General features: G+C 70.4%; 16 protein-coding genes and 1 pseudogene. 8 read left to right on the top strand and 9 right to left on the bottom strand.

Features of this window, described 5'->3' with window-relative positions; translation table 11 throughout:
* Nucleotides 1–183: 183 nt before the first annotated feature.
* Together BGO37_RS10490 and BGO37_RS10485 are read left to right on the top strand one after the other, a co-directional pair.
* On the top strand, nucleotides 184–1104 hold the full coding sequence (locus tag BGO37_RS10490) for an Eco57I restriction-modification methylase domain-containing protein (protein WP_291754623.1): 921 nt from the start codon (nucleotides 184–186) through the stop codon (nucleotides 1102–1104).
* Complete coding sequence (locus tag BGO37_RS10485) at nucleotides 1061–1588, top strand: N-6 DNA methylase (RefSeq protein WP_291754620.1); 528 nt, start codon at nucleotides 1061–1063, stop codon at nucleotides 1586–1588. The genes BGO37_RS10490 and BGO37_RS10485 overlap by 44 nt, the downstream gene beginning before the upstream one ends.
* On the opposite strand, the gene BGO37_RS10480 is transcribed toward BGO37_RS10485, so the two are convergent.
* The 4 genes from BGO37_RS10480 to BGO37_RS10470 form a co-directional block, all read right to left on the bottom strand.
* Nucleotides 1589–2725, bottom strand: coding sequence for a hypothetical protein (locus BGO37_RS10480; RefSeq protein WP_291754619.1), 1137 nt, complete (start codon nucleotides 2723–2725; stop codon nucleotides 1589–1591).
* Nucleotides 2726–3249: 524 nt separating this feature from the next.
* Entirely contained in the window at nucleotides 3250–3552 is a 303-nt protein-coding gene (locus BGO37_RS17855; RefSeq protein ID WP_367188103.1) for a YkvA family protein, read from the bottom strand.
* Nucleotides 3553–3723: 171 nt separating this feature from the next.
* Nucleotides 3724–4344: a DUF6308 family protein gene (locus BGO37_RS10475; protein ID WP_291754618.1), complete on the bottom strand. Its 621-nt coding sequence runs from the start codon at nucleotides 4342–4344 to the stop codon at nucleotides 3724–3726.
* Nucleotides 4345–4811: 467 nt separating this feature from the next.
* Nucleotides 4812–5873: an IS110 family transposase gene (locus BGO37_RS10470; RefSeq protein WP_291754616.1), complete on the bottom strand. Its 1062-nt coding sequence runs from the start codon at nucleotides 5871–5873 to the stop codon at nucleotides 4812–4814.
* A 406-nt stretch (nucleotides 5874–6279) separates the two neighbouring features.
* On the opposite strand from BGO37_RS10470, the pseudogene BGO37_RS10465 reads away from it, so the two are divergent.
* Nucleotides 6280–7595, top strand: a pseudogene (locus tag BGO37_RS10465) (ISL3 family transposase).
* Nucleotides 7596–8048: 453 nt separating this feature from the next.
* Entirely contained in the window at nucleotides 8049–8753 is a 705-nt protein-coding gene (locus BGO37_RS10460; protein WP_291754615.1) for a DUF4839 domain-containing protein, read from the top strand.
* 224 nt (nucleotides 8754–8977) lie between these two features.
* On the opposite strand, the gene BGO37_RS10455 is transcribed toward BGO37_RS10460, so the two are convergent.
* The 3 genes from BGO37_RS10455 to BGO37_RS10445 form a co-directional block, all read right to left on the bottom strand.
* Nucleotides 8978–9316: a P-II family nitrogen regulator gene (locus tag BGO37_RS10455; protein ID WP_291754614.1), complete on the bottom strand. Its 339-nt coding sequence runs from the start codon at nucleotides 9314–9316 to the stop codon at nucleotides 8978–8980.
* Nucleotides 9316–10599, bottom strand: a complete 1284-nt coding sequence (locus BGO37_RS10450; RefSeq protein ID WP_291754611.1) for an ammonium transporter — start codon at nucleotides 10597–10599, stop codon at nucleotides 9316–9318. The genes BGO37_RS10455 and BGO37_RS10450 overlap by 1 nt, the downstream gene beginning before the upstream one ends.
* Before the next feature lie 156 nt (nucleotides 10600–10755).
* A complete protein-coding gene (locus tag BGO37_RS10445) occupies nucleotides 10756–11220 on the bottom strand; it encodes a phage tail protein (protein WP_291754610.1) in 465 nt (154 codons plus the stop codon).
* Nucleotides 11221–11376: 156 nt separating this feature from the next.
* On the opposite strand from BGO37_RS10445, the gene BGO37_RS10440 reads away from it, so the two are divergent.
* Together BGO37_RS10440 and BGO37_RS10435 are read left to right on the top strand one after the other, a co-directional pair.
* On the top strand, nucleotides 11377–11934 hold the full coding sequence (locus tag BGO37_RS10440) for a SigE family RNA polymerase sigma factor (RefSeq protein ID WP_291754608.1): 558 nt from the start codon (nucleotides 11377–11379) through the stop codon (nucleotides 11932–11934).
* A complete protein-coding gene (locus BGO37_RS10435; RefSeq protein ID WP_291754607.1) occupies nucleotides 11931–13643 on the top strand; it encodes a hypothetical protein in 1713 nt (570 codons plus the stop codon). Before BGO37_RS10440 ends, BGO37_RS10435 begins: the two co-directional genes overlap by 4 nt.
* 162 nt (nucleotides 13644–13805) lie before the next feature.
* Here the strand turns inward: BGO37_RS10435 and BGO37_RS10430 are convergent, their stop codons facing one another.
* Both BGO37_RS10430 and BGO37_RS10425 read right to left on the bottom strand, forming a co-directional pair.
* Nucleotides 13806–14939 carry a substrate-binding domain-containing protein gene (locus BGO37_RS10430; protein WP_291754605.1) on the bottom strand — a complete coding sequence of 378 codons (1134 nt, stop codon included), beginning with the start codon at nucleotides 14937–14939 and terminating at the stop codon, nucleotides 13806–13808.
* A complete protein-coding gene (locus tag BGO37_RS10425; RefSeq protein WP_291754603.1) occupies nucleotides 14936–16837 on the bottom strand; it encodes a heparinase II/III family protein in 1902 nt (633 codons plus the stop codon). The genes BGO37_RS10430 and BGO37_RS10425 overlap by 4 nt, the downstream gene beginning before the upstream one ends.
* Before the next feature lie 172 nt (nucleotides 16838–17009).
* Here BGO37_RS10425 and BGO37_RS10420 point away from each other — a divergent pair, with 172 nt between their 5' ends.
* Together BGO37_RS10420 and BGO37_RS10415 are read left to right on the top strand one after the other, a co-directional pair.
* The gene (locus BGO37_RS10420; RefSeq protein WP_291754601.1) at nucleotides 17010–19013 is read left to right on the top strand and encodes a DUF2264 domain-containing protein; all 2004 of its coding nucleotides are present in this window, start codon (nucleotides 17010–17012) and stop codon (nucleotides 19011–19013) included.
* Between the two features lie 57 nt (nucleotides 19014–19070).
* On the top strand, nucleotides 19071–20417 hold the full coding sequence (locus tag BGO37_RS10415) for an ABC transporter substrate-binding protein (protein ID WP_291754599.1): 1347 nt from the start codon (nucleotides 19071–19073) through the stop codon (nucleotides 20415–20417).
* Nucleotides 20418–20516: the final 99 nt, after the last annotated feature.

Genomic DNA, 20516 nt, shown 5'->3' with positions numbered 1-20516 from the left:
ACGGGCCGGGAACACACACACGAGCCCGCCGAGCGCCCTGCCGGCCGTACCCGGAACCGCATTGGCCGGCCTTGCAGGGCCACGCTCCCGGGCGCAGCACACCCCGCCCTGCCCAGGAAGCCTGGCTTCGTCAGAGGTAGTGCGTACGCTCTGGGCATCGGCTGGCTGAAGACGAGGGACACGATGAAGTTCGACGTGATCTTGACCAACCCCCCCTTTCAGGACAGGATCAATCGCAAGAAGACGCCCCACAAGCTCTGGATCGACTTTACGCTGAACGTATTCGACCGACTGCTGCGAGAAGGCGGCAGCCTCGTGCAGGTGTCGCCTGCAAGCTTCGCCAGCCCGAGCAACGTCGTGCTCGACCTCATGGCCAAACATCAGACCCATGTACTGCGTCTCGAAACCGAGCACCACTTCCCCGACATCGCGTCAACTTTCAGTGATTACTGGATCGAGAAGTCCCCTAACGACGCACGACCAACTTTGGTCAGCATCGGCGACGAGCATTTCAAGGTTGAACTTGACGACCGCGTTCGATACCTACCTAATGACCTGTCACGACTTTCGCTCTCGATCCACTCGAAGGTTATGTTTGCTGGCGGCCCGAAGCTGCCCGTTGAATGGGATTACGTGACCGCGCACAACATCCGCCGCTACGACAACAATCCCAGCCTTAGAGAGAATCAGGACGCCGATCACCCATATCCGGTGTTTCATACCAACAAGTCGACGTGGTGGTCTTCTATCCGACAGGGGTGGGCGGATCACCGCAAGGTCATGTGGACGAGAAGCGGGTACACGAAGCCCTTCTACGATGCCGGCGTCCTGGGCGGCACGGACATGGTCTACTACGTGCGCGTGGCGACGGACGCGGAAGGCCGCGCCTTAGCGCACAACCTCAACAGCGCACTGTTCCAGTACGTGTACAAGACTGCGAAATGGTCTGGATTCGGCAACGAGCGAGTCTTTGCCGGCCTTCCACAGGTACCAAGCGATTCCTGCCTCACCGACGACGAGATGTTTGCGCTGTTTTCACTGACGCACGAGGAGGTCGAGTATGTCCGAGGAACTCTGGGAACTCGTCGCCGCGCGGCTAGATGAGCACTCCTATATGGACGGTGTCGAGCGGACGGTCGAGCGTGTTCGTGCAACAGCGGAGGTCTTCACCCCGACGCGCCTCGTCCTCGAAATGCTCCGGTACTTCGATCTCGAGCTCCTCGCGCCGGGAAAGACAGTCTTTGATCCCGCTTGCGGTGACGGGCAGTTCCTTGTCGCCGCCAAGTGGATCAAGGTCTATCACCACGGTATGCCCGAGAAGGAAGCTCTCCACGACATCTACGGCGTCGACCTCATGCGCGACAACGTAGACCTCTGCAAGCGACGTCTCGGCGGCGGGACGATCGTGATGGGAAACTCCCTTGAGCCGCAACTATGCCTTCCGGGCCAAACGGACGATGAGCACGAGCTCATGGTGCGACTGTTTAGTGAGCCGTCCACCGACAGGCTCCGAAAGAAGCGTGTCGCGGGCACAAAGCGCAACTCTCGCAAGCAAGTGCGGGAGTCCGCAGTGGCAACTCTGTTCTAGTCACCCATCGAAGATCCCTGTCGCCTTTAGGTTGATATACGTATTCGTGGAAGTCGCCAGCTCACGACTTTTATAGGGGCGCAACTCGCCCCACTGGAGTTGGACGCGGTGGCCCTTGTCGTTCTTCTCCTGCGTTCCCGCATAGCGCTGCTTTGGGCGATGCCACGCACCATTAGTGTTGATCGTCAGAGGAACGTCGACCGACAGGATTGATTGTCCATTTGCCGAAAATCGAAACCGCAAGCTCTGGCCTACTGGGCTGATCGAGAATTCCGTCGCGGGGTCGTTAACTAAATCCACAAGTCGACTGAACTTGGGATTCGTGATGCTGTCCACGAAGTTGTGGGCATCGAAGTAGAGGACATCCTCCGTCGCATCCAGGCCTGCTCGCTCGAGGAACTTCGCGCGCACCGCGCCCATCCCTAGCGTCTCGAAGATGTTCAACATAGCCGCCTGGCCACGCGGAACGATCGTCTGGATGACGGCCTTCACCGTCGCTTCGTCGTACATCCGCATTGAGAGAAGTTCGTTGCGGATGTGCTGCTGAATGTCATCAAGCTCCTGAAGCGGTGCGATCAGTTCAGTTCGGCCCTGGTAGGCGAGCACGCCGTCCCGCTCGACCTTGTTGCTTCCGCTGAAGGTCCTCCCTGCGACTCTGGGGTCGTCGTAGGTGCCCACGCCGCGACGCTCGAAAACGAACCCCGCGGCAAACGAGAGGAAGGTTCCACTTGAGACCTGCGGGCGAGTGATGCCGCTCTTTCCAATATAGTTCTTGAGACTGACAAAGTGCGGATCTTGCTCGGTGTCGAACTCAATAGTGAAGTCCGCTTTGATGCCCATGATTCTAAACCGCGCCTCGTCAATAGCGAAGCGGAACTTGCTCCGCGGGTATTTTGACGCCAGCCGGTCGACGAACCTTGGAACCTGCCGATCCACGTTGGCCTTGTACTCAGGGTAGAGCTCTACGAACTGCACATCGTGCGTCCAAGTCCGGTGGGCAAGATACGCGACGAATCCGTCCCAGAGTGCTTCGCTGTGAGAAGTGGTGGCAGCGCCCAGATCCTCGGCCGTCTTCGCCATCACGTACACGGCGTAGTGTTCCGCGGCATCCTGCGTGACGTGCTGCGCGTCGTCCACTGCGTACCTCCTCCGGTGTCCCATCGGTCCACGGAGAGGCTAGCGCCCCGTCCGCGGGCGGAGGTAAGAAGTCGGGCGTAGCTTCCTGCGGCCACGGTAAGGGGTGCCGTAAGAGTGGCCCATCCGATTCGGATGTGTAGTTGAGGCTTGGAAGCCTCCGGCTTCCAGGAGTGATCCGGCTATGTTGCTGAGTTGTGGAAGTCGAGGGCCGAGACGCGCAGGTGTTCGAAGCGAGTGCTGACCGCGTCTGTGGCGCCGTTGCTAGTGCCGGGTAGGTCGGAGACCAGGACGTCGCCGACCCCACAGGCCGGGGTGCTCACGACGCGCCGCGGCACGGCAGGCCAACAGGCCAACACCGCACGGCGCGGCTCGCGCCGCTGCCCCGTTCACTTACGGCCCGATCTCGTCTATGTGGGGCAACGCGAGGCAGGGCAGCTGAACCCGGCAGGCCGGGTAGCGGCAGGCACATCGAGGTCTTCCCGATCGGCGGCGTGAGAATTTCCTTCTTCGAAAGCCTCCGGCCCCTACTTCCTCCCTGCTGTCGGTATTGTCGAACTCCCCGTCGTCCCGGCACTGAGCATCAATTTCCCGGCGATGCCCAGAACGCCAAGCACCACGGCCCCATCATCAACCCAACCAAGAGGGCCTAGGATGTCCGGGACAATGTCGAGCGGCCACAAGGCATAGCACAGCGCCAGGCCCGCAGGAGCACCGCACCGACAACCTTCCGCTTGTTCATCCTGGCAGGCTAGCGGGGTGACCTCTCCTCCGGTCCGTGACACACCCGTCGCCGTGACGGCCGATGCATCGACATCGACCCGTTCCATCAACGGCGTGCCGCCGGCCGGGTCGCTACATTCGGCCCCAGCAGTCCCGCATGGGGATTCCGGTAGAAGAGCGCTCGCGGGCACTCGCGCTCTTCCGCTAACCGGCAGGATCGAACGTGCTGTTCGTGGCCCAGGCCTGACGCCCGGCCCCATTGGCGCCGGAGGCATCCCTCAGCGAGGCTGCACCGCCATTCCGAGGTCGTGCCGCACCGAGCGGGCGTTGTCGGACTCCGAGAACCGCATCCAGGTCGCAACATCGAGCAGCCGAAGCGTGGTCGGAGCCGGGCCGTCGAGTTTCGAAGCTAGGCCATCCAGCGCCGAGCGAATCTCCTCGTCGACCAACACGTCCCGCAAGGCTCCCCAGGCGTCGATGTTCCCCAGCCTCAGCCGTTCGCGGATCACCGAGTCGAGGATCGGCAACAAGGCCGGGCGCTTGCGGGCGAGCAACTTGCTCGCGCGAGTACCCCCGACTCCGGGGATGTCCGTGAGGTGCGCCCACAGCCGACCGGCGGGGGCGTTCACGCTGAGGACTTCGTCGTAGTCGGCAGCCCAAATCGGAAGATCACCGGGGATTCGGGCCAGCAGCGAGTCAGCGATCCCGTCCACCAGCAGGGCGCGAACGGCCTCCGGCCCGAACCGGACGTCGAGCAGCGAAGCCGCCACCAGGTCGTCGGCGGTCATCCGATCGGCCGGGTTCTCGCCGAACTCGTCGAACAGTGTGCCCGCGAATCGCTCATCGGAGTAGTAGCGCGCCACCAGCTCGGCACCCGGCTCCTCGACGATCTCCCTCATCGCGCTCCGGATCGCGCCCGTCTCGCCTGCCGCCTGCCGAACCACCGACTCCCCACGCATCGGGCTTCACCGGGGAAACCGCCACGGCGGGACGCAATGCGCGCTAGGGGGCAAGACGCATCGGATCCCGGCAGCAGCCTGCCACTGACGACAACGCCGCGGGGGCGAAGCAAGAACGACTTCCGCCCCACACCCCGCGGACAGCGACTGCGGGGGTCACGTGAAGGCAAGTAGGTCTCAGGCCGTGTCGGGGGCACGAAGCACCCTGTCGCTGACGTCGTCGAGGTAGTGCCGGCGCAGCTGCGGCTACTCGCGGGTCGCCGACGCGGTGACGCTCCCCGCAGGAAGGCCGGGGACGTCGTCGTTTCTCATTGGGGAGGCGGACACGGTCGTGCAGTTCGGTGTAAACGTTAACGACTTCCCCTAAGGAGTTATGCGGCTCTTCCCAGTTGACCCTTCTATGTCTGTCAAGCGGGGCGGAGCGCGGCGTTGAGGGTGCGGTAGATCTGTCGGGCGAGGTAGCGCTTGAGGATGCGGCGGATCTCCTTGGTCGTGCGTCCCTCGGTGCGGCGCTTGTCGACGTAGGCGCGGGTGGCGGGGTCGTGGGTCATCCGGACGATCGTGGCCATGTGCAGGGCGCGGTTCAGGCGCCTGTCGCCCCCGCGGTTGAGGCGGTGACGCACGGTGTTCCCGGACGAGGCGGGGATGGGGTTGACGCCGGCCAGGGCGGCGAATGCTGCCTCGGATCGGACCCGGCCGGGGTGGGACCAGGCGGTCAGCGCGATCGCGGCGGTCACGGGACCGATGCCCGTCTTGTCCAGCAGGCTGGCAGCTCGGCTCTGGGAGACCAGGTCTCGCATCGTGGCGGTGTTGGTCGCGATCTCCTCGTCGAGCATGGTCACGTGCTTGGCCAGGCGCACGGCCTCGGCGCGAGCGATCACCAGCTCGATGGGCTCGTCGCGGGTGCGCCAGTGGGCGATCTGGTCGACCTGCCTTCCCGACAGGGGCCGTCGGGCGTCGATGCCGAGGTCGACCACGCGCACCAGGGCGATCAGCGCGTTGACAGTGGCGGTGCGTTCGGCGCTCATGTGGTCACGGGCGGCGACCAAGACTCGTAGTGCGGCACGTATCCCGTCGTCGGCGCGGGGGCGGCGGAGCTGGTCGACATGCAGGGGCAGGACGGCGGCGGCGATACGGGCCGCGTCCAGGGGGTCGGACTTGCCGACGCCGTGGTGGGCGTGTGCGCTCATCCGGGCGGCCTCCACCACCTGGTAGCCGGCGTCGGTGACGATGCGGGCCAGGCGGGCGCCGTAGGACGCGGCGCCCTCGATGACCCACAAGGTGGCCAGCTCGCCGCCGGTGCGTCGGGCGGCCCACGCCACCGCCCGGGACATGCCCGCACCGGTGGCGGGGAACTGCTCGGTTCCAAGAGGCTCGCCGGTGGCCGCGACCAGGACGGTCAGCGTGTGGTGGCGGGCGTGGGTGTCGACTCCGACGACGAACGGGTGGGCGTGCGCAACGATGGTCACGGCGGCTGGGCTTCCTTCCTCTGGCGGGACTGCGGTCCGGCCGCTGGTAGCCGGCGCCGGTCTGGGAGGAAGTCACTTCGGGGCAGCACTGTGACGAGCCACGACCCCATGGGGTCGGGCAGCCTTCTGATCAAGTCACCGAGGTGGGCCGGATCGGCGCCGGCCACCTGACTCCGGACGGACATGTCAACTGCAAGGCACCCCGAAGGGGCCGTGAGGGTGTCGAGTCACGATCAGGGCCAGGCGGCCGGTGCCAACCCTGTCAGCCAGTCCCAGACCAGCCACCCCAAAGACTCACAGAGGGTGTAGTCGGGGTGTGACGCCGGCGGGCGTGTCGGGGTCTGGGTAGGCGTCGAGGCCTTCCGAAGATGGGGGTTCTCACACCAGCCCACCGGAAGACCTCGACGTGGCCGACGCTACCTTCTGCCCGCCCGACCTGACTGTGTTCTGCCGCCTGGACGACCTCGGCTTGGTCGTGGTCGGCCAGCGCGTGAGCGCGACCGGTGCGGTGCTTGTATGCCGTGTCGTAGAGCTCCACGACGATGGGTTCTGCCGCCGATGCGGCGCGCACGGAACGGCCCGTGACAGCGTGACCAGGAGGTTGGCGCACGAGCCGTTCGGGTGGCGTCCCACCACCTTGCTGGTGCGGGTGCGCCGCTACCGCTGCGCGGGGTGCGCGCACGTGTGGCGGCAGGACACCACGCGGGCGGCTGAGCCGCGCTCGAGACTGTCGCGGGCGGCGCTGCGCTGGGCGCTGGTCGCCCTGGTGGTCGGGCACCTGACCGTCGCCCGGGTGGCCGAAGCCCTCGGGGTGGCCTGGGACACCGCGAACGACGCGGTGCTGGCCGAGGGCCACCGGGTCCTGATCGGCGACCCGACGCGGTTCAACGCGGCGGCGGTGATCGGCGTCGACGAGCACGTGTGGCGACATACGCGCCGCGGGGACAAGTACGTGACCGTGATCATCGACCTGACCCCGGTCCGCGACGGGTCCGGTCCCGCGCGGCTGCTGGACATGGTCGCCGGCCGCTCCAAGCAGGTCTTCGCCAGCTGGCTCGCCGCCCGACCCAAGGCGTGGGCCGGCGGGATCGAGGTCGTCGCGATGGACGGGTTCACCGCTTCAAGTCCGCGACCGTCGAGGAGCTGCCCGACGCGGTCGCGGTGATGGACCCGTTCCACGTCGTCCGGTTGGCCGGCGACGCCCTGGACCGCTGCCGGCGCCGTGTCCAACAAGAGCTGCACGGGCACCGCGGGCTGGCCCGCGACCCGCTCTACAAGGCCCGGCGCACCCTGCACACCGGCGCCGACCTGCTCACCGACCGGCAAGCTGCCCGGCTGACCGCGTTGTTCGCCAGCGACGAGCACGTGCAGGTCGAGGCAACCTGGGGCATCTACCAGAAGATGATCGCCGCTTACCGACACCCCGACCCGCAACGCGGGCGCGAGCTCATGACCGCGCTGATCGACTCGATCGACCACGCCGTCCCGGCCGCGTTGCGCGAGGTCATCACCCTCGGGCGGACGCTGAAGAAGCGCGCGGGCGACGTCCTGGCATTCTTCGACCGACCGGGCACCAGCAACGGCCCGACCGAGGCCATCAACGGCCGCCTGGAGCACCTGCGCGGCTCCGCACTCGGCTTCCGGAACCTGACCAACTACATCGCCCGCAGCCTGCTCGAGACCGGCGGCTTCAAGCAGCAACTACACCCTCGATTGGGATGAGCCAGTTATGCGGATATCAACGCCTCAGACCGCAGATGCCCACACCGTGCGGTGGGGTCCCTAGCTGCCGTCGTGCCCCAGGACGGCATCGTCGAGCGGTTCCGCCGTCCCGAACTTGGCTGAGGCGGTCCTCACTGCGTCGCTCACGCGGTGACTGCCATCGGCTAGCAGCACTGGACGCTGCGGGCACCGGCGTCGGAGCCGCAAGTTCATCATGTGCCATTACTGAAAGGCCGGTATGGAAGCCAATCCGGTCGATAGCCTGCGCCCATACGCGTGGTCGTCAGAAGGAGCCACGTCGGATCGAGTTTCGAACCGCCCTGGGAACCAGGGTCTCGGTTCGAGCGACTGGGGGACTTGATGCAAGGGCGTGGCATGGCTGTTCCGATCGTCCTGGCGTTGGCGTTGGCGGCGGGACTCTCGGGCTGCGGGGGTTCGGGCGAGGACGCGGTCATGCCCAACGTCGTGGGGAAGAAACTCGACGTTGCGCTGAGCGATGTCGATCGTGCCGGGGTCAACAAGGACGACGTTGAGGTGGTCGGCGGTGGCGTCTTCGGTGTGGTCGACAAGTCGAACTGGGTGGTCTGCGAGCAGTTGCCCGCGGCCGGATCAGCCGTCACCGACAAGCCGCGCTTCACGGTCGATCGCTCGTGCGCAGACGTCACTCCGGCTCCGCCGAGCTCACCGGCGGAGCCGACCAGCGCGGCCTCAGCCACGCCATCCGATGACGCCACAACTGCGGCCACTGCGCCCGTAACGGCCACAGATCAGCCGCTCACCGTCGAGACGAACACCGACTTCGCAGCGGTCATGAAGCAGCAGGACTACTGCAGCCCGGATATCGCATCGTTCGCGGCGAAGTACGCGGGCACGAAACTCGCGTTCGACGGAGCCATCGTTGCCATGGCCCCGCATGACGGGGCGAAGACCCGCTATGACATCCTCGTCAACCAGGGCGACTTCAGCGAGACCGTGGCGCAGCCAGGTCCGCAGTTCCAGTTCCGTGACGTGAACACGACCTACGACCTGCACTACTCCGGCGACGTGCCTGTCTCGATCGGCGTCGGCGCCAAGCTGCACGTCGTCGCGACGGTGGATCAGTACATCGCCAATCAATGCCTCTTGCTGCTGAAGCCCGTCGAAACGTCGTTCCGGTAGATCCACTACGCGTTCGGTACGGTCCGCGCGCGGCCGTCGCCAGATGATCCGGCACGCACAGCGGCGTTGTCGCCACTGATGCAGCGTCCCCGCGCGGCTGCTCTTCACTCGGATCAGGCTCGGAAATGATGACGCCGAGAGCCGTCCTAGGGATCAGTCAGTCATGCTTGCGTCGGTGGATGACCCAGCGCCCGCGCGCTCACGGAACGTCTACACGCACCGCCTCAGACGGCGTCGTCGCCCCGCTCGCCGGTCCGCACGCGCACCATCGCCTCGACGGGCACCACCCAGATCTTGCCGTCGCCGATCTTGCCGGTCCGCGCGGCCGCGACGAGGGCGTCCACCACGGTCGCGGCCATCTCGTCGCTCACGACCACCTCGAGCCGCACCTTGGGGACGAAGTCGATCTGGTACTCGGCACCGCGGTAGACCTCGGTGTGCCCGCCCTGTCGTCCGTAGCCCTGCGCGTCCGAGACGGTGAGGCCGCGCACGCCGATGGCGCCGAGGGCCTCCCGCACGTCGCCGACCTTGAACGGCTTGACGATCGCTGTCACGAGCTTCATCAGGAGGTCCTTCCCAGGCTGGAGGTGGCAGTGAACTCGTAGGCGCTCTCCGCGTGCTGGCTCGCGTCCAGCCCGTCGTGCTCGTCCTCCGGCGTCACCCGGAGCCCGATCGTGGCCCGCAGCGCCCGGGCGATCCCGTACGACGCGGCGAAGGCGAACGCGGAGGCGACCGCGACGCCGAGCAGCTGGCGCCCCAGCTGGGTCAGGCCGCCGCCGAGGAACAGCCCCTGGTGGGTGACGGCGGGGTTCACGGAGACCGCCGCCAGCAGGCCGATGGACAGCGTGCCGATGACGCCACCGACGTAGTGCACGGCCACCACGTCCAGCGAGTCGTCGTAGCGGAAGCGGAACTTCAGCCGGATGGCGAACAGGCAGACGACGCCGGCCGCCGCGCCGACGAGGATGGCCGGGACGGGCGCCACGAAGCCCGCGGCCGGCGTGATGGCGACGAGGCCCGCCACGGCACCCGTGGCGCCGCCGAGCGTCGTCGCCTTCCCGGTGAGGCGCTTCTCCAGCAGAAGCCAGCCGATCATGCCGCCGACACCGGACAGGTGCGTGGCGAGGGCCGCGCTCGCCGCGAGGGTGCCGGCAGTCAGGGCGGACCCGGCGTTGAACCCGATCCAGCCGAACCAGAGCAGGCCGGCACCCAGCAGGGTGAGCGGCACGTTGTGCGGTGCCATCATCTCCCGCGGCCACCCTCGTCGTGGGCCCAGGACGAGGGCGAGGGCGAGCGCGGAGGCGCCCGAGGCGATCTCGACGACCGTGCCGCCGGCGAAGTCCAGCAGGCCCAGCCGGTGGAGCCAGCCGTCGGGAGACCACACCCAGTGCGCGAGCGGCGCGTAGACGACGACCGACCAGATCGCGACGAACGTCACGAACGCGCCGAACCGCATCCGGTCCGCGGACGCGCCGCTGATGAGCGCGGCCGTGATGATCGCGAACATGAGCTGGAAGGCCACGAAGGCGAGCGGCGGGACCGTCAGCGGGAGGCCGGGCACGGCGACGGCGGCGTGCGCCAGGCCGGCCAGGTGCAGCCCCCCGATCAGCCCGTCCCCCGCGTCGGCGTCGAAGGCGAGCGAGTAGCCGACGACGACCCACGTGACCGACACCACGGCGATCGTCGTGAAGCTCTGCATGATCATCGCGAGCGCGTGCTTGGACCGGACCATGCCGGCGTAGAAGAACGCCAGCCCGGGGGTCATCAGCAGCACGAGCGCGGTGCAGACGATGATCCAGGCCGTGTCGCCGGCGTCGACGGGTGCGGCGGTGCTCAGCAGCTGCATGTCGCCATCTCTCTCGCGTGGCTGCCGACCGGTCCGCCTCGGCGGCTGCGCCGCGCCGGAGCGTAATGGGTCATGGCGGCAGGCCACGCCGCCCGTCCGTGGCGGGCGTCAACCGAGGACGGCACGCCGCTCCCCCGCCGTCGCGGGCGGCCGACGTCAGTACTCGTGCTTGATGACGAAGAACGACCCGCGGATCGTCCCCGCCAGCTTCGAGCGCTGACGGGCGAACTTGAACCCGGCCGCCGCCAGCTCGGCGGGCACCTCCATGCCGTCGGAGAGCTTGAAGCCGACGGCCCGCTTGCCGCCTGGCTCCAGCGCGTAGAGCACGTTGAGCGCGAGGCCGTCCTGGTAGAACACGTAGGTCCAGCGCACGCCCTCGACCACGAACTCGCTCACCTCGAGCGGCGCCGCGCTCAGGGTCAGGCCGCGCTCGTCGGCGAGGATCCGGTTGACGTACGCCAGCTGGGGCTCGGCCTCGGCCGCCGGGACGACGACGAAGTCGTGGTCGTACTTGTTCTTGAAGTACCGCGCCTCGTTGGCGCGCAGTCCCGCCAGCTGCGCCGCGACCGGAGAGGACTCAAGGCCCTCGGTCGACACGGTGACGAAGTCGACGCCTGGCATGTCCGCTCCTTCTCTCGTTCCCGCCCGTGGCCGGCCGGGCTTCGCCCGTGATCCCCCGATGGCAGCAGGACTCTACGGGTCCCCGCCGGACGCCGACCCGAGCCGCCCGTTGCAGCCGCCTCTCAACCTTTCGCCCTCTCCCGCCGTTGGAGTGGCATGCAGGCACAGCCGAAGCCGGCCGGCGAGGATGCCGTCGAGCATCTCGCCGTGCTCCCGGTCCCCGGCGGTGCCGAGGCGGAGTTCGCCGACTTCGTGCGTGCGTCGTCCGCCGAGCTGGGCCGTGTCGCGTGGTTCCTCTGCGGCGACCGCACACGCGCCGAGGACCTGCTCCAGCACGCCTACCTGCGCACGTGGTCGCACTGGGGCCGGGTGCGCACCGGAGACCCGGTCGCCTACACGCGCCGCGTGCTCGCGAACGCCCGCATCGACGCGTGGCGGCTCGCGCGGCGGGAGGTGCTGTCCCCCGCCGTGCCGGAGGGTGCTGTCCCGTCCGGCGCGGCGGCGACCGACGAGCGGGACGCCCTGGTGCGCGCGCTGCGGCTGCTGCCGCCGCGGCAGCGCCGGATCGTCGTGCTGCGTCACCTCGCCGGGCTGACCGAGGTCGAGGTGGCCGACGAGCTGCGCGTCAGCGTCGGCACGGTCAAGGCGGCCGCCTCACGCGGGCTCGCGCGCCTGCGCACCGAGCTGTCGGACGACGAAGGAGGGGCCCGATGACGGCCGACGACGAGCAGTACGCGCGACGCCTGCGTGAGCGGTACACGGCGCCGGTCCTCGCGATCGATCCCGCGGTGATCGTCCGGCGCGGCCGCCGCCGTCGGGCGGCCCGGGGGGCGGCCGGCGTGGGGCTGGTGGGTGTGGCCGTGGTCGTCGGGCTGCTGCTCGGGGGGATGCCCCGGCCGTTCGGGCCCGGACCGGCCGACGTGCCACCACCCGAACCTGCCGACGCGCGGGCCGCGCTCGTCGTCAGCCCCGCCACGGTTCACAGTGGTGACCCCGTGACGGTGACGATCCTCAACCGCGGCCAGAGCGACCTGGTGGGTGGCGTCGGCGTCGAGGCGCAGCGATGGAACGGGCGCGCCTGGGCGGCCGCGGGCTGGGCCGGCCTCTGCTTCGGCGACGCCGTGGCGGCCTGCCAGAGCCGCATCGACCCGAGCACCGCCGACGAGGCGGTGCCCGCCATCGGCATCCCGGCGCCGTCACGGGGATCGAGCGCCGCGCTCGGGCTGTCGACCGCGGGCCTGACGCCCGGCTGGTACCGCCTGACCATGACGGTCTCCGACGTCTCCAGCACACCCGGGCGCCCCCGGAGCGCCGCCGGCCAGTTCGAGGTCGTCGCGCCTCCCGTGCCGTCGGCGACGCCGACCTCAGCCGTCGCCACACCGCCGCCGACCGTCACCCCGCCCGACGCGGCCAGCGCCATCGACGAGGCCGTCTTCGGCCAGGCGGGTCAGGCCGTCGTCACCACCCGCGGTGCCACGCTGCTCACCACCGACGCCGGCGGTCACTGGCGCGCGCTGACGGTGCCGGGGCGGCGCGTCGGTGGGCACTGGCTGGACGTGCACGGCGCCACCATCGCGGCCGCGACGCTCGACGCCACCGGCAGCCTGACCTACGAGCGGTCGGGCGACGGCGGGCAGACGTGGGTCAGCCAACGCCTCCCGCTGGCGATGCCGGACGGCGGGCAGGTCGACGTCGCGCTCGACGCCGACGGGCTCATGGTCGCCATCGCCGCGCAGACCCCGCACTCGTCGGGCGTCGAGGGCACCGGTGTGCTGTTCGTCGGGCCCGCCGGGCACGACGTCGCCGCCCGGCCGGCGCCGGCCGCCGGAACCGCCGCCTGGGTGGGCACTCACCTGCTCCTCGTCGGCGGCGTGGTCAGCTCGCAGCTGTTCGTCAGCGACGACCTCGGGGCGACGTGGACGCAGAGCGCGGTGGAGGGCGTCACGGTGGCCACCGGCGGGACGATCCCCGCCGACGCCCCGAGCATCGGCCTTCCGGTGCCGATGGCCGCCGACCGGGCGGTCATCCCCGTCACGCTGGCGAGCGGGGCCGCGCAGACCATCGACCTGCTGACGACGACCGACGGGCGCACCTTCACGTCCCTCGGCAAGGTGCCGACGGGCGGCACCTTCGGCCAGGGCGTCACGGCCCGCGGGACGAGCGCCGGACCGGGCACGGCGATCCTCGTGGGTCCATCGACGACGCTCGTCACGGTGACCGGGACGGACGTGGCGACCATGACGCCGGCCGGGCTGCCCGGACCCGTCGGCGCGCTGACGTTCCTCGACCCGACGCACGGTCTCGCCTCGGTGACCGTCACCGCCTGCCCCACGGGAAAGGCAAGCTGCACCGAGACCACCGGCCTGTACGCCTCGTCCGACGGCGGTCGTACGTGGACCGCGACTCGGCCGTCCGCCGGCTGAGCGGCCGACGCCGCGGGAAGCTGCCGACTGCCTCGCGCGCCCGTCGCACCCCCGGCCGCGGCTGCGGGGCCCGCCGACCGGGCTCGCGCGCCGCCACACCGTGAAGGGGGCCGTGACCCGGCGGCCTGCTAGCGATCTGCTGGCGCTACGGTCCGGTCCTCGTCACGACGAGGCGGCCGCGCCCCGCGGCGCCGCCGTCGACTCCCGCACGCGCAGCGACGGGCTGATGACCACCCGGTGGGTCGGCCGCCCCGGGTCGGCGAACCGGGCGACGACAAGGTCCACCGCGGCACGGCCGATCGACCGGCGGGGCGGGCGCACCGCGGTCAGCGGCGGGCTGAACAGCCCCGCGACCTCGTCGTCGTACGCCACGACCGACAGGTCGCCGGGCACGGTCAGGTGCCGCTCCTCGCACCGCTGCACCACCGCCATCGCCTCCGCGTCGGCGTGCACCAGCAGCGCGGTGGTGCCCGTCGACAGGCAGCGGTCGAGCGTCTCGTCGAGCGCCGCGTCCCACTCGGCCGAGCGCAGCCCCGGCAGCAGCACGTCCACCGTGTCCTTCGTCGCGAACCCCGCCCCGGTGACGGCGTCGTGCCAGCCGCGCAGGATGTGCTGCGACGTCGGGCTGCCCTTGCTCAGCACCGCGCCCACCCTGCGGTGCCCGAGCGAGTGCAGGTGGCGCACGCCCATCGCCGCGCCCAGCGCGTGGTCCGTCGTCACCGACTCCAGCACCGCGTGGTGCGGCCCCACGGTGGCGGTGCGCTCGACGAGGACCGTCGGCACGCCGGTCGCGGCGAGCCACTCGAGCGTGGCGTCGACGGTCGGCGCATCGAGGCGCGGGGCGATGAGCAGGCCGTCCGCCCCGAGGCCGTCGACGAGCCGCTCCAGCTGCGGGCGGTCGTCCTCGCTCTCGTACGACGAGCCTCGCAGCACCACCTTGTGGCCGTACTCCCGCGCCGCTTCCTCCGCCCCGCGCACGACGCCGGGCCAGTAGTAGTCGAGAGACGGCACGAGCATGCCGAGCGTGCGCGGGCCGGCGCCGACGGCGTGCGTCGTGGCGTACGCGCTCTCCTCGCCACCGGTCTCGTCGGGGAGGATCAGGGTCACCCCGCCGTGGACCCGCCGCACCAGACCCTCGGCGGCCATCTGCGCGATGTCGCGCCGGATCGTCACCGCCGCGACACCCAGCCGCTCGGTCAGGTCGGACACCCGCACGGTGCCCTGCCGCTGCAGCTCGTCCAGGAGCTGCGCGCGCCGCTCCACCTGCAGCGGCCCGCGCCCGTCGGACGCACTCATCGCCGCTCCTCCACCGTCAGGCGGACCGTTCCCGCCGGGCCCAGCTGGCTCACGTCCAACGCCAGGAGGGTCAGGCGGCCGCCCCACACGTCCGCGAGCATAGGGTCGTCGAGCAGCCGTTCCGTGGCAACGCACGGCACGGCGGGTTCCCAGGTCAGCAGGGCCGTACCGGCCCCGCCGAGCGCGTCCACCTCGGCCGCGCCGGCCGATGTCCGCACGCTGCCGGCCAGCAGCAGGTGCACGCTCGTCTCGGCACCGGCGTCGGCCGCGCCCGTCAGCCGCCACTCGTCGGTCACCGTGACGGCCCCCGTGGTGCGGTCGAGGCGGCTCGTGCGCCACCACCGCGCGACGTCGTCGCGCGGGTACGCGGCGGCGAGGTCGGCCCGGAGCGAGGCTCCCGCGTCGTCGGTCTCGACGGCCACGTCGCGGGCGCCGTAGGCCGCCCCGGCCGCCTGGGCGGTGCCGCGGACCTCCGGCACGTTGTGCCATGTGCTCTGCATCGTCCAGATCGAGTACCGGTCCGGCCCGAACGTCTGCGCGGTGTAGGTCGGGCGGCCGGCGTCGACGACGACGGGCACGCCGTGGAGCGCGACGACGACCTCGCCGACGTCGTTGTGGTTGTGGTGCTCGCCGTTGTGACCCGCCTTGGCGGCCAGGGTCAGGCCGCGCGCCGAGCCCGCCTGCGACCGTGCGAGCAGCACCTGCGTCGAGCCGAGCCAGACGTCGCGCGGCAGGGGCGAGGGCCCCGGCACCGCCGCCCGCCAGTCGGCGTCGACGAGCGCGCGCAGGAGCCGGCCGAACCCCGCCGCTTCGTCGGCCACCGGGCCACCGGGCGCACGGTGGGCCGCGGCGTGGGCCACGGCCTCGTCGTCGCCCACCGCGCGCGCCGCACGGTGCAGCGCGTGCCACGGCTGGGCGTCGGAGGGGCGCGCCGGGCCGTCGGCGACGTTGAGGTACCAGCCGTCCGACAGGTGCATCCGGTGCGGGAACGCGACCGTGGCGCGCAGCGCCGGCAACCCGCTCGCGTCGAGCGCCCCGCCCGTGGCGTGCCGCAGCACGTCCAGCGCCTCGAGGGCCCGGCAGGCGCCGTTCCACCAGTACGCGTAGCCCTCGTCGATCGCCCCGTCCTCCGGCAGCACGGCGACATAGCGGTCGAGCCCCTGGACGACGAGGTCGACCAGCTCCGCCCGCCGGTCGGCATCCGGCTCGAGGACCAGCGCCGCCACCAGCACGTTGCCGTGGATCCACGGGTTCCAGTTGTGCACGTCGCCGCCCAGGCCGAGCCAGTGCCAGTCGCGGCGCCGCAGGAACGGGGTCAGCACGCGGGCGTCCGCCTCGTGCCGGATGCGGTCGCGCAGGCCCGGGTAGCGCACGTCGAGCGGCGCCGCGAGCAGGTGGTCGAGCCAGGCGAGCTGTCCGACGACCTCGCCGGCGCCGAGGTCGAGGTACGGGTCGGTCACGGTCGGGACGACCGAGCGATGGGCATCGAACGTGTCGTCGTGCGCGGGCCAGCACCAGGTGCTCTGCTCGCACAGGAGCGTGACGCCGTCCGCCACCTCGTCGAGCCAGGCGTCCTCGAGGGTGGCCGCAGCCATGACGGCGGCGCGGCTCAGCCGGCGCTGCCGCGCGAAGACGGCCTGCTCGTACGTGTCGCGGTCGCCGTCCCGCCAGCGCCGGGAGTAGTCGTGCTGGAGCGGGACCGGCCACGGTGCGCCGAGGTCGTGCCGCGCGCGCTCCGACAGGTCGGTGAGGGTGGTGGGGTCGAGGTGCTCCCACACGGCACGGTCGGTGGCGGAAGGCACCGGCAGCGTCGGCTCCGGCAGCAGCGCGCGCACGGCTGGGCCGTCGGTCTGCCACGCCGCCGCCAGGGGTCCGGCGAATCGCTGCGAGGTCGGCAAGGTCTCTCCGTCGAGATGGGCGCCTAGGTGATCGTTCGTGATCATATCAGAACGGTTACAGACTTGACACGATCGCTTCTGGCTCGTTTACTTCGAACCGGTTCGTATCTGGCGCGGTCTGCGGCGCATCGTTGCGTGCGGCGTCAGGTGACTTTCAACGAAGAAGGACACGTTGACCGAGCAGCACCATGGGGCGACCCTCCGCAAGGAAACCACGGCCGGCGGAGCGACATCTGCCACCGACTGGTCGCGGGACGAGTGGACCGGGTTCGCCGACCGCCTCCTCGCGGCCGTCCGTCCGTACGCCTCCCCAGGCCACGGCCGGATCACGCTGCCGGGTGCCGAGGGCGGCTACGGCCACGCCGTGGACGGGCTCGAGGGCTTCTGCCGCACGTTCCTGCTCGCGGGGTTCCGCATCGCGGGCGAGCGCGGTCAAGGGATGGACGACCTGGCCGAGTTCTACGCCCGCGGCATCGCCGCCGGCGTCGATCCCGACTCCCCCGAGGAGGAGCGCTGGGTCCGCACCACCGAGCACGGCCAGGCCAAGGTCGAGGCGGCCTCGACGGCGCTCATCCTCGACATGACGCGGCCGTGGATCTGGGACCGCCTGTCGGACCGCACGCAGCAGCAGGTGGTCGAGTACCTCTCCCCTGTCGTCGGCGACCACGGCTACCCCAAGACGAACTGGCTGTGGTTCCGGGTCGTCGTCGAGACGTTCCTGCGCTCGGTCGGCGGACCCTGGTCGGCCGACGACGTCGCGGCCGACCTTGCGCTGCACGACGACCTCTACCGCGCCGATGGCTGGTACTCCGACGGGTACGAGCGCAGCTACGACCACTACATCGGCTGGGCGATGCACCTCTACCCGGTGCTGTGGTCGCGGATGGCCGGCGCCGCCGAGCTGGCCGCGGGCCGCACGACGACCGACGTCGACCGCCTCGACCGCTACCTGCAGGACGCGGTGCGGCTCGTCGGTGCGGACGGCGGCCCGCTGTTCCAGGGGCGCAGCCTCATCTACCGGTTCGCCGCCGCCGCCCCGTTCTGGGTCGGCGCGGTCGCGGGCGTGCCGTCGACGTCCCTCGGCCGGCTGCGGCACGCCGCCGATAGGGTCGTGCGGCACTTCGCCGACCACGGCGCGCCCGACGAGCGCGGGCTGCTCACCATGGGCTGGCACCACGAGTGGCGGCAGCTGGCGCAGTCGTACTCGGGTCCCAGCTCCCCGTACTGGGCGGCCAAGGGCATGCTCGGCATCGCGCTGCCGGCCGACCACCCGGTGTGGGCCGCGCCCTCCGAGCGGCTGCCCTCCGAGACGCAGGACTCGCTCTTCGTCGTGCGCCCGGCGGGCTGGGCGGTGTCCGGGACCGCCGCCGACGGGATCGTCCGGATCGCCAACCACGGCAGCGACCACGCCCGCGCGGGCTCGCTGGTCGGGGACTCGCCGGCGTACGCCCGCATCGGGTACTCGACCGCCACGGCGCCGCTGCTCGACGAGGAGGCTTGGGTCTCCCCCCTGGAGCAGGCGGTCGTGCTCCTCGACACCGCCGGTCGGCCGACGCACCGCGCCGCGATGACCCTGCTGGACGCCCGCGTCGAGGACGGCGTCGCCATCGCGGGCTCGCGCGCCGTCACCCACTGGGTGGACCCGACGCCGACCACCACGCACCACGGGTCCGGCCGCGACGGCGCCGTGACCGTGGCGGGCACGCTCACCGTCCTCTCACTGCTCCACGGGCCGTGGGAGCTGCGCCTGGCGCGCGTCGAGGAGCTGGCGCCGGGCATCGACGCCGCGGGTCTGACGCTGCGCGTCGGCGGCTGGCCCCTCGTCGGGCCGGACGTCGGCTCCACCGTGGCCGCCGGCGCCGCCGTCGTCACGACCGAACGGCTCACGTCCTCGCTGCTCCCTGTCGCCGGCGAGGCCGAGCCCGCCGTCGTCACCAGGGCGGGCGCCAGCCCGCTCGGCGACCCGTCACACGTGCCCACGCTCACCTTCCCCGTCCGGGTCGGTGCGTGGGTCGCGGCCCTCGTCGGCCTGTCCGGCGCAGGGTCGACGCAGGAACAGAGAGCACGTGCCGAGCTGCAGGAGCGGGACGGCGCTCTCGACGCGGTGGTCACGTGGCCGGACGGCGTCCGGACCGCGAGCCACCTGGCCGTTGAGTCACCCGGGCACGCCGCCTAGGCGACCCGGTTCCGTGGTAGCAGGCCCAACGACGGGCCCTGAGTCAAAGGAGCAAGGATGAAGCGCTCGATCCCCGCGGTGGCCGCCCTGGCCGCTGTGGCCTCGCTCGCGCTCGCCGCATGCAGCGGCGGCACCAGCGGCGGCACCCCGACGTCCCAGGCGTCGGGCGGCACCGACACCGGCGTGGCCACTGCGCCCGCCGCGCCCGTCGAGCTGACGGTGTCCGGCTGGAGCCTGGCGACCACGCCGGAGTTCAAGGTGCTGGCCGACGCCTTCCACGCCAAGCACTCCAACGTCACCGTGACGCTCAAGGAGTACGACGCCTCGAAGTACAACGACCTCATCACGGCCGACCTCGCGGCGAACGCGGCGCCGGACATCATCACGCAGAAGAACGTCTCCTACGTGACCGTCTTCGCGCCCAAGCTCGTCGACGTCAGCGACCTCGTCGCCGGCCTGCCGCAGGGCATCAACGGCGTGAAGTCGTACGAGGTGGACGGCAAGCAGTACGCCCTTCCGTACCGCAACGACTCGTGGGTCCTCTTCTACAACAAGGACCTCTTCGACAAGGCGGGCGTCGCCATCCCCGACGGCTCGTGGACGTGGGACGACTACGCCGCGGCCGCCAAGCAGCTGACGACCAAGCTCAAGGGCGCCGGCAGCCAGGCGCTCGGCACCTACCAGCACAGCTGGCAGTCGGTGATCCAGGGCTTCGCGAACTCGCAGACCCCGGGTGCCAACATCCTGTCCGGCAAGTACGACTACATGAAGCCGTACTACCAGCGTGCCCTCGACCTCCAGTCGGCGGGCGCCCAGGTGGACGCCGGCACGATCACGACGAGCAAGCTCACCTACCAGGCGGAGTTCGGCAAGCAGCAGGCGGCGATGATGCCGATGGGCTCGTGGTTCGTCGCGACGCTCATCGCGCAGCAGAAGTCCGGCGACGCCGACAAGTTCGCCTGGGGCTTCGCGCCGATCCCGCAGCTGGACAAGTCCACCACCGGCACCAGCGCCACCCCGCTGACCTTCGGTGACCCGACCGGCTTCGGCATCAACAAGGCCATCGACGCCAAGAAGATGCAGGCCGCGAAGGACTTCCTGGCCTTCGCCGCCAGCGAGGACGCCGCCAAGGCCCTCGCGCAGATCGGCATCACGCCGGCCCTGACGTCCGACACCGTGGCGACCACCTACTTCGCCACCGCCGGCGCCCCGACCGACGCGCTGTCCAAGTTCGCGTGGACCACGCACAAGACCGCGCCGGAGAACCCGACGGACAAGAACACGGCCGCCGTGCAGAAGATCCTGGGCGACGCCCACACCGCGATCATGTCCGGCTCCTCCTCGATCGACGCCGCCCTGGCCCAGGCCACGAAGCGCGTGCACGACGAGGTCGGCCTCGGCTGATCCCGGCCGGTCCTGCGGGACCGACCACCGCGAGTGACGGTCGTCCCGGCCGGCGGCGACGCCGGCCGGGACGACCCCGGCACCACGACCACCCGACGA

This window comes from Cellulomonas sp. 73-92, assembly GCF_001898175.1.
Classification (GTDB): Bacteria; Actinomycetota; Actinomycetes; order Actinomycetales; family Cellulomonadaceae; genus Cellulomonas.
This window is presented reverse-complemented; position numbering and strand designations above follow the sequence as displayed.

Bases quoted from the DNA above. Each gene is read 5' to 3' on its own strand.
- BGO37_RS10490 (WP_291754623.1), top strand. From the start codon at position 184: ATGAAGTTCGACGTGATCTTGACCAACCCCCCCTTTCAGGACAGGATC.
- BGO37_RS10485 (WP_291754620.1), top strand. From the start codon at position 1,061: ATGTCCGAGGAACTCTGGGAACTCGTCGCCGCGCGGCTAGATGAGCAC.
- BGO37_RS17855 (WP_367188103.1), bottom strand. From the start codon at position 3,552: ATGGAACGGGTCGATGTCGATGCATCGGCCGTCACGGCGACGGGTGTG.
- BGO37_RS10475 (WP_291754618.1), bottom strand. From the start codon at position 4,344: ATGAGGGAGATCGTCGAGGAGCCGGGTGCCGAGCTGGTGGCGCGCTAC.
- BGO37_RS10460 (WP_291754615.1), top strand. From the start codon at position 8,049: ATGCCCAACGTCGTGGGGAAGAAACTCGACGTTGCGCTGAGCGATGTC.
- BGO37_RS10455 (WP_291754614.1), bottom strand. From the start codon at position 9,316: ATGAAGCTCGTGACAGCGATCGTCAAGCCGTTCAAGGTCGGCGACGTG.
- BGO37_RS10450 (WP_291754611.1), bottom strand. From the start codon at position 10,599: ATGCAGCTGCTGAGCACCGCCGCACCCGTCGACGCCGGCGACACGGCC.
- BGO37_RS10445 (WP_291754610.1), bottom strand. From the start codon at position 11,220: ATGCCAGGCGTCGACTTCGTCACCGTGTCGACCGAGGGCCTTGAGTCC.
- BGO37_RS10440 (WP_291754608.1), top strand. From the start codon at position 11,377: ATGCAGGCACAGCCGAAGCCGGCCGGCGAGGATGCCGTCGAGCATCTC.
- BGO37_RS10435 (WP_291754607.1), top strand. From the start codon at position 11,931: ATGACGGCCGACGACGAGCAGTACGCGCGACGCCTGCGTGAGCGGTAC.
- BGO37_RS10430 (WP_291754605.1), bottom strand. From the start codon at position 14,939: ATGAGTGCGTCCGACGGGCGCGGGCCGCTGCAGGTGGAGCGGCGCGCG.
- BGO37_RS10415 (WP_291754599.1), top strand. From the start codon at position 19,071: ATGAAGCGCTCGATCCCCGCGGTGGCCGCCCTGGCCGCTGTGGCCTCG.